Annotated in this window: 9 protein-coding genes; 4 read left to right on the top strand and 5 right to left on the bottom strand. The window is 61.0% G+C overall.

Features of this window, described 5'->3' with window-relative positions:
* Positions 1-233: 233 nt before the first annotated feature.
* Entirely contained in the window at positions 234-860 is a 627-nt protein-coding gene (locus B6S44_RS29165; protein WP_129160511.1) for a tyrosine-type recombinase/integrase, read from the bottom strand.
* Between the two features lie 403 nt (positions 861-1,263).
* Here B6S44_RS29165 and B6S44_RS29580 point away from each other — a divergent pair, with 403 nt between their 5' ends.
* Positions 1,264-1,413, top strand: a complete 150-nt coding sequence (locus tag B6S44_RS29580) for a hypothetical protein (protein WP_164986014.1) — start codon at positions 1,264-1,266, stop codon at positions 1,411-1,413.
* 98 nt (positions 1,414-1,511) lie between these two features.
* Here B6S44_RS29580 and B6S44_RS29160 read toward each other — a convergent pair whose 3' ends face one another.
* Complete coding sequence (locus tag B6S44_RS29160) at positions 1,512-2,333, bottom strand: hypothetical protein (RefSeq protein WP_129160510.1); 822 nt, start codon at positions 2,331-2,333, stop codon at positions 1,512-1,514.
* Between the two features lie 248 nt (positions 2,334-2,581).
* Between B6S44_RS29160 and B6S44_RS29155 the strand changes: the two genes are divergently transcribed.
* Positions 2,582-2,854 (top strand): hypothetical protein, encoded by a 273-nt coding sequence (locus B6S44_RS29155; protein WP_129160509.1) that lies wholly within the window; start codon positions 2,582-2,584, stop codon positions 2,852-2,854.
* Positions 2,855-2,939: 85 nt separating this feature from the next.
* Here the strand turns inward: B6S44_RS29155 and B6S44_RS29150 are convergent, their stop codons facing one another.
* The 3 genes from B6S44_RS29150 to B6S44_RS29145 form a co-directional block, all read right to left on the bottom strand.
* On the bottom strand, positions 2,940-3,272 hold the full coding sequence (locus B6S44_RS29150) for a cupin domain-containing protein (protein WP_164986013.1): 333 nt from the start codon (positions 3,270-3,272) through the stop codon (positions 2,940-2,942).
* 219 nt (positions 3,273-3,491) lie between these two features.
* Entirely contained in the window at positions 3,492-3,659 is a 168-nt protein-coding gene (locus tag B6S44_RS29575) for a hypothetical protein (RefSeq protein ID WP_164986012.1), read from the bottom strand.
* A 425-nt stretch (positions 3,660-4,084) separates the two neighbouring features.
* Entirely contained in the window at positions 4,085-4,984 is a 900-nt protein-coding gene (locus tag B6S44_RS29145; protein ID WP_129160507.1) for a LysR family transcriptional regulator, read from the bottom strand.
* Between the two features lie 442 nt (positions 4,985-5,426).
* On the opposite strand from B6S44_RS29145, the gene B6S44_RS29140 reads away from it, so the two are divergent.
* Entirely contained in the window at positions 5,427-5,879 is a 453-nt protein-coding gene (locus tag B6S44_RS29140) for a cupin domain-containing protein (RefSeq protein WP_129160506.1), read from the top strand.
* Positions 5,880-6,238: 359 nt separating this feature from the next.
* Positions 6,239-7,564 carry an epoxide hydrolase family protein gene (locus B6S44_RS29130; protein WP_129160505.1) on the top strand — a complete coding sequence of 442 codons (1,326 nt, stop codon included), beginning with the start codon at positions 6,239-6,241 and terminating at the stop codon, positions 7,562-7,564.
* The last annotated feature ends 90 nt before the right edge of the window (positions 7,565-7,654 follow it).

Genomic DNA, 7,654 nt, shown 5'->3' with positions numbered 1-7,654 from the left:
TGAATTCGTAGAACAGCGCTTCCTGCGCCACCTGTCGCTCGCCCATCATCGCGCCGCCCTCCGCCCAAGGACGACTGAATCAGGACTTCACCACCTCAGCAATGCCGACTTTTTCAACGACATCGGCGCGATCCAGCCGATCCAAGACGGCGCAACGAACGTCAGCTACCCACCCAAGTTCGCTGTTGGCCGAATGGCGGAACTGGCACGGCGGGAGTCCGCCGTGCCACAGCTCATAGGTCCGTTTGCTCCGAAAGAAGAAGCGCGTCATCGACCTCGATGCCGAGGTAGCGCACGGTGCTTTCCAGCTTCGTATGACCTAGAAGAAGCTGGCAGGCACGCAGATTGCCAGTACGCTGATAGATCAGCGCGACCTTCGTTCGCCGGAGACTGTGCGTTCCGTAGAGCGCTGGATCCAATCCGATCAGAGCTACCCAACTGTCCAGAAGGCGACCGTACTGGCGCGTTGTGATGTGATCGCCACGCCGGCTACGGCTCGGGAAGAGCCAATCGTTTTCACGAGAACCTCGCTTTCTAAGCCAGGCAGTAAGCGCTTCGCGGGCTGAGTCCGTCAGTTCGAATGGTACTGGCCGCCCGGTCTTCTGTTGAACGATCGCAGTTCGGAGGCGAACGGTGCCTCCGAGAACGACATCGCCGACACGAAGGCGAACGAGATCGCATCCGCGCAGCTTGCTGTCGATCGCAAGATTGAACATGGCGAGATCGCGAGTTCGCCCCTCATGCTGAAGCCGGGTTCGCAACGACCAGATGTGCTTTGGCTTTAGAGGCGGCTTCGGTCCAATGATGCGCCCGAGGTTCCACGCCTGATGGGGTAGTTGGTTCTGCGCCTGGATATCCATGGCAGATCCCCTTCTTGGGATGCCGCATCCACGAAAATTCTATCAAAGACGGATTGCCCTCTCTCGCCTCCTGGCAAAACCGCGGCGAGGAACGCGCCCAGCGCCAGTTGCGGACATTGGCGCATTGCCCAGAAGCAGACGCTACGAGTGTGCTGACCAAAGTGAAGAGCGAGGCATAGTGTTGCCGCGATTGTAGGAAAAGTTCCGCAATCTGATGAGCGCCGCCTGGCCCCACCGGGCGGCGCTGCCGCTTCAACTAAGCCGAGAATCGCGGTTTTGGCGACGTTAGCAGTCCAGTCTTTCCCGCAAGGGCGCCGCGCCAGCGATCAATTCGATTCGAAATGGAAGTACCCCCTTGCGTCGCTGCCTGCTCTTGGCACCCCAGCTGGTGGCGTCCTTGCCAATGAAGCTGCCGACGGCCACTGTCTACGCCGTCTACCCCTCGCGTCATCACGTTTCTCCCAAGCTCAGGGCGTTCATCGAGATCACCGACGATCTCAAAACCTGGTCGTACAGCTTCGGCGACCTGCGCGCGGGTAGCGGATCGGGCTGATGAACTTCGCTCGTGGCAGAAGGACAGTCCGCTGGTCTCAGGCGTTCGCGAGACGAGCCGGCGTCGCAGGCCCGCGGCGGGACTGCATGCAGCCGTGATCAGCGGCCGGTGTCCTTCGATCGATCGAGAAGTCGCGGCGGATTAGCGGTGAAGTCGATCCACGGATTGTCGTTCAGTCGCTTGGAGGCTTTCACGTTTTCTGCCTCGTAGCGCATAATGAACCGCCCCGGCCCGTGGGCGTAGGCAACGACGAGCCCATGCGGCGCGTCGAAGTAACCGCCATGAGGAACGAGACCGGGATAGCTGATCCGCCATCCCTGGTCGCCGCCCCTCACCTCGCTGAACCGGACCTTGGCGATCGTATCGTCCTGCATGGCGAAGAACCAAGTGTAGGGCCCTCCCGACACGATAGTCATGACCTCGTCGATGCCATGCCCGTCGTCCGCGCTGTTGACGTGTAGCCGGCCGAACTTCGTCATGAGGAACGCCACCATCTTTTCGTCGAGCGCCTTCATGTCATAGACCTTGGGATAGGGTGGAACGTCCTTCTCCGAGATGGAGAGCGCCCCGCCACCTTCGACCGCTGCCTTGCGCCCGGCCTTGGAGAGCTGATCGAGGAGAGCGGCGCGATCCAGCGAGAAGACCGACAGGAGTTGGTTCTGCTCTTGCTCGTTCAGAGCCCGTGTTTTGGAAATTTCGATCAACGGCCGACCTTTTTCGGGGATCGAAATCTCCGACACCCTGACGCCGACATTGAGAAGATGCTCGTTGACCGCCTCAAGGCCGACCGCGTCGGCGCGGCCATCACTGAAGGACAGGCGAACGAACCGACGGTCCTGTCGGGACTCGGCATGGACGGAGTGGAATGCGAAAGCGGTGGCGGCCAGCGCCAGCGGAATTGCGAATTTGAAGAATCTCATGGTGCTTTCCTCGTGTCAGGACTGCTCTCGCGGCGCCACTTGGCGACCACGCCGTCCCAATGTCGGTTCCGGCTCACATTCTGAGTAGTCCGGCTCGCGGAAAGTCATCGTTTACTGCCAGTGAACGAAACAGGAGGGCTACGACCCGACCGAAACGACCTGCGCACGAGGGAGCAACTCGGCTTTCGCGCTGACAATCGACCGGCGCCCGCCTCCTTTGAGTTTCGGACCTCTCGGTGGGGTGGATCATGAGTTCCCCGCGTCTGACGGTCGTCTCTGTGGGTATCAAAGCGGCATATCGCATCGCATTTCGTCGTAGCCGCTCATTTCTGCGCTCCATCGACCCAAATGATGCAGCGCGGCTCGAAACCTATATTCTCGCGATCTCGGTGGAGGTTTGGATAGGCGGCGTGATTTGCAAGAATGCGCGCCTTGCCGATCCGAAAGTCATGCGACCCATGGTCGTGCCCATGAATCCAGAGTTCAGGTTGAAATTGTTCAATCACACCACTGAGATCTGACACGAACGCCGGCGGTCGCGCAGCGATCCGCTCCCGCTCCTTGGCGTTATCCCGGCCGACCTGCTCCCAGTGCCTCTGCCCGGTGCTATAGGTCCTCCTGGATGAAATCTGCACTGAGATGTACGTCAAACTGCACCAGCGGCGAATCGCCGATTGCTTTGAAACTGTGAATCTCTCCAGCCTTGATAACAAAGATGTCGCCGCCACGGCCTTCGAAAGTCTTGCCGCCGACCGTCCACACTCCCCGGCCTTCACGAATGAACTGAATTTCGTCATAAGGATGCCGATGCGGAACTGCCCCGGAACCGGGCTCCCGGCGGAACAGGTAGACTGACACACCGGTGTCGCCCTGATGGGCTCCGACAAACTTATGGACACTACCAACAAAGGGTAAGTCCTCTTGGCGAACGTGATGCATTTCCGTTCCTCCTCTGCGATTTGATGAGCGTTGCGACAGCTTTGAAGATGAACCCGTCGGGGCGGAGATCAGCAGTAACAACCGGAGGGTAATTATCTCGCAGACGCTACCGGGGTTTAGGCACCGACAAACACCCGCACTCATCATCCTGCCAGTGAACACCGTGCGACCGGTGTCACACTTTGGATCAGCCCTTGGCCATCATAATTCGCTCCTGGATTAGCGAAACGCGAACGCAACTGGGCGGATCGGCGCCGCGCTGGCTTCTCGAAATTTCAGCGAGCCACCGACGAACGCGAAGCTGTAGACCCGGTCCTTCGCCCGCGCGTCGAGCACCGGCATCTCGATGATCGGGATGCCCTTGTTCGCAAGCAGATAGGTGTGCACGGGCACTCAATCGCCATCTACCTGCGATGGAAACGTCTCCACCGCGTCGGCAGTGTAGCTGACTTTCTTGTTCTGGGCTGTACCAACCCTGCTGGGATCGTTGACGACGCTGCCGCGCGGCGTGTGGGTCAGCCAAAATTGATAGGGTCGATCTCCCAACCCTGCGAAGCTAGGCATAGCGATGAAATAGTCGGCGGCGGGCGGCGCATGCGCGACGCTTCATCGCCCGGGACGGGGGCTTGCCTAGGTTGCGATCTGTGGCGGAGTTGTCGATGCGCTGGCGGTCGCGACCCTGCTTCAGCAGATCGCCGCGCTGCGCCCCGACATCTCCAGCCTCTTGACCGCAAGGATGCGCCGGAGGCGGGTACGCGACGTGGGTGGGGCAGATTTCACCGGCCGGCCCGATCGTACAACCGCAACTCATGTCAGAAATCGGTCAATACGCGGCGTTGCTCTAACAAGATATCCAGGAAGTTTCGCAGCTTGGCCGGCGTCGCGCGCCCGTCAGTGAACAGCGCGAACAATGCATAATCACGCAGCCGCCACTCAGCCAGCAGCGGAACGAGCCGCCCCTCGGCAAGGTCGTGGTCGACGACGAAGCGCGGGATCACGGCGACTCCAGCGCCCGACAGCAGCGCTTCGCGGATCGCGAGGCTGCTGTTGGTTCTCAGCGCTGGGATGATACGGACGATCGTGACACGGCTACGGCCCGTGATCGTCTCGAACCGGTAGTCCTGGGTGGGCGCGCCGCCATAGACCAGCATCGGATGATCGACGAGATCTTCAGGGCGTTGCGGCGGCGGCGCAGTATAGTCGCGCGTGACACACACGACATGCGCGATCCCGCCAATCCGCCGCGACCTCAGCACGCTGTCGTCGAGTGCTGTGCGGATGCGCAGCGAAAGGTCGAATGCATGACCGACCGGATCGACCGGGCGATCATCCAGCGCCAGGTCAATCCGCACCTGCGGATAGCGCGCCATGAATGCTGACACGACAGGCATCAGCCGCGCCACGCTGAACGACAACGGCGCGTTGATACGGAGCAGACCACGCGGCACGCTCTGATCTTCCGCGACCCGCTCCTCCGCCCCAGCGAGATCGTCGAGGATGCGAACGGCATCGGCGTAAAAGGCTCGACCAGCCTCGGTCGGCGATAGCCGTCGCGTCGTGCGATGAAGCAGCGTGGCTCCAAGGTGGGCCTCCAACGCTGTCACCTGCTTGCTGATCGTAGCCTTCGATACGCCGAGCGCCTTTGCAGCCGCGCCAAAGCCTCCATGCTCAAGGACCGCGCGAAAGCTGCGCATCGCGGCGAACCGCTCCATGACTGTTTCCCTTAGCGCAACGAACTGTCACCGAACGCACACTATGTCTCTGCGATGTCTGCGCCTATTTTGGTGCAAGAAGAACAGGAAATCGGCCTCGCCTTCGAGCCGCCGCCCACCGCCGTCGCTAAATTCCGCCTACGTCATCGGCCGTCTAGTCCCGAGGGCAAGAGCGTCGAGCTCAAGAGCCCGCCCTCCAACCACCTATAGGATTCTTGAGATGCGTTCGAAAATGCTCGTCGCTGTCGCGGACCCTTAGTAGCGCCCCCGGGACCGCGCCTGAGCCGGCAGCTGCCGACGTCCACGTCCCCCTGGCGATTGACCGAGCGCTGGTGACTCGCAAGCCGCGCTGACGGCTCCAACATGTACCTAAGATCGGCATACTTAGGCACACCGGCAGTAACGAACGAGAAAACCCTCACCGTCTAAAGGAACGTTAGCCATGCCAATTCGATCGAAAATCGAACCTGCAATCGTGACCGCTGGTGAATGGCAAAATCCGGAGCAGAGATTACGTGGCCTGCTTGAAGGAAAGAGCTTGAAAACCAACATTACGCTTATTCGTTACGTCACTGACGTGGTGGGAGAGGGGCCGACCTTGCACGTTCACCCGTACGACGAAATCTTCACGATCACTGAAGGCCGAGCTCGCTTCACCGTCGGCGACAGAACGATCGATGCTGAAGCAGGTGACGTCGTTTTGGGTCCCGCAAACATTCCGCACGGCTATCAGAACTTGGGGCCTGGACGACTTGATACGCTAGACGTTCACCTAAGCCCTGAGTGGATTCAATTCGATCTTGCCCGAGGCTGGAATAGATCGAGCCTTCTCCTTTTGGCCGACTCAAACGCGGGTTTCGCCGCGGAGCCATGCGAGCAGCGTGTGCAGGAGTGACTCGGCATCGATGCCGTCGGACGTCGCGCGGCGCATGCGCCTATCCACGGGCACGCTCGAAGGCTAGAGGAAATCGGTTCATCACCAGCGTTCCCGGGCGAGGTTACAGCTTCGTCGGCGAAGTTGAGAGCGTGAGCTAGCTCAACGATATCCTTGAGATTCGCAAAGTAGAGACGGCCAGGGAGCGTGATGGATCATCGGATCTCACGCGCCGGCGGAAATGCCTCGGAGTCACGCGAGCTTACCGCCTGAACGCCCACTCACCGCCATGAGCCGACCGGAGTCGAAAGATCCAGCACCGCAGGGCTGGCGACAGATCGGCATGTTTTTGAGCCTGACCAGAAAGTAAGGAGCTCACCATGACAAAGAATATCAATGAATCCGGAAGATTTGACCGCCGTCAGATCTTGGAAGCGGCGGCAGTGAGTGCTGTTGCCCTGAGCGCGGCGAATGTGTTTCTGCCGCAGCAGGCGGCCGCGGCCGCTCCCGGCAACGGCATTCGCCCCTTCCACTTCAAGGCGAGGGAAGAGCAGCTCGCCGATCTTCGCCGCCGCGTCGCCGCGACCCGCTGGCCGGAGCGCGAAACGGTCGGCGACACCTCGCAAGGCGTCCGGCTCGCGACAATGCAGAAGGTCGCGAATTACTGGGCGCGCGATTATGACTGGCGCAAGGTCGAGGCCCGGATGAATGCCTTGCCGCAATTCATCACCGAGATCGACGGGATCGACATCCATTTCATCCATGTGAAGTCGAAGCACGCCAACGCGCTCCCGGTGATCATCACACATGGCTGGCCGGGCTCGATCATCGAGCAGCTCAAGATCATCGGACCTCTCACCGATCCGACCGCCCATGGCGGGACGGCGGCCGACGCTTTCGACGTGGTCATTCCTTCGCTGCCCGGACACGGTTTTTCAGCGAAGGTCTCCGAGCCGGGCTGGACGGTCGTGCGCGTTGCGCAAGCCTGGGCGACGCTGATGCAGCGTCTCGGCTATACACGCTACGTCGCTCAGGGCGGCGACCACGGCAATGCCGTTTCCGAGATTATGGCACTGCAGAAGCCGGCCGGGTTGCTTGCGATTCACACCAACATGGCCGCCACGGTCCCGCCCGACATCTCGAAGCGGCTGACGGCGCGCGAACCGGCGCCGGCCGGCCTCAACTCCGAGGAGCAGAAGGCCTGGGATCAGCTCGACGATTTTTTCAGGAACGGCGTCGGCTATGCGATCGAGATGAACACCCGGCCGCAGACGCTCTACGCGCTGGAAGACTCTCCAGTGGGGCACGCAGCCTGGATGATCGATCACGACATCCGCAGCCATCATCTGATCGCCCGCGTGTTCGACGGCGAGAGCGAGGGGCTGACCCGAGACGACGTGCTCGACAACATCACGCTCTATTGGCTGACGAACACCGCGGTTTCGGCGGCACGCTTCTTTTGGGACAATGCACAGGTCGCCAAGGGCGGCTTCTTCGATGCCCGTGGCGTCGATTTCCCGGTCGCCGTCAGTGCCTTCCCCGACGAGATCTACCAGGCGCCGCAGAGCTGGGCCCAGCGCGCCTATCCGCAGCTGATCCACTACAGCAGGCTCGAAAAGGGCGGCCATTTCGCCGCCTGGGAGCAGCCGGCGCTGTTCACCACGGAATTGCGGACGGCATTCCGTTCGTTGCGCCAGCCGGCGTGAACCGGAGCGATAGGACGGGCGGCGGGGAGGGAAAGAGGGGGGCACGAAGGAGAGACATGGGGGTAGGGGCAGGTAACTAAGAAGAACAAG

The organism is Allobosea sp. Tri-44 (assembly GCF_004123845.1).
Taxonomy (GTDB): domain Bacteria; phylum Pseudomonadota; class Alphaproteobacteria; order Rhizobiales; family Beijerinckiaceae; genus Allobosea.
Note: the sequence above shows the minus strand (reverse complement) of the source record. Positions and strands in the feature narration are given on the sequence as shown.